Here is a 403-nt window from a genome sequence, read left to right as displayed (position 1 = left end):
AAATGATTGGGGTGAAGTCGTAACAAGGTAGCCGTATCGGAAGGTGCGGCTGGATCACCTCCTTTCTATGGAGAATTACGAGGCAACATTGATTGCCAAGCTTGCATGAGCGTTTCGTTTAGTTTTGAAAGAATGATTGTATTCTTTCTTTAATATCGTCAATCAAACATTTATGGGCCTGTAGCTCAGCTGGTTAGAGCGCACGCCTGATAAGCGTGAGGTCGGTGGTTCGAGTCCACTCAGGCCCACCATAAAAGCTAAATTGACGAAATGTTTTGTGATTTGTTATAATGTTATCCTACATTTGAAAACGGGGCCTTAGCTCAGCTGGGAGAGCGCCTGCCTTGCACGCAGGAGGTCAGCGGTTCGATCCCGCTAGGCTCCACCATTTATTTCTTCTATA

General features: G+C 45.9%; 2 tRNA genes and 1 rRNA gene. All 3 read left to right on the top strand.

The features are described from left to right. Positions 1-65, top strand: a 16S ribosomal RNA gene (locus tag ACXAHI_RS21030); the annotation flags it as partial. 109 nt (positions 66-174) lie between these two features. Further along, positions 175-251 (top strand) — tRNA-Ile (locus ACXAHI_RS21025). Between the two features lie 61 nt (positions 252-312). Further along, a tRNA-Ala gene (locus ACXAHI_RS21020) sits at positions 313-388 on the top strand. Positions 389-403 lie beyond the last annotated feature (15 nt).

This window comes from Anaerobacillus sp. ABD4_527, from assembly GCF_056160805.1.
The sequence above is the reverse complement of the archived record's forward strand: the minus strand, read 5'-3'. Positions and strand labels throughout refer to the sequence as shown.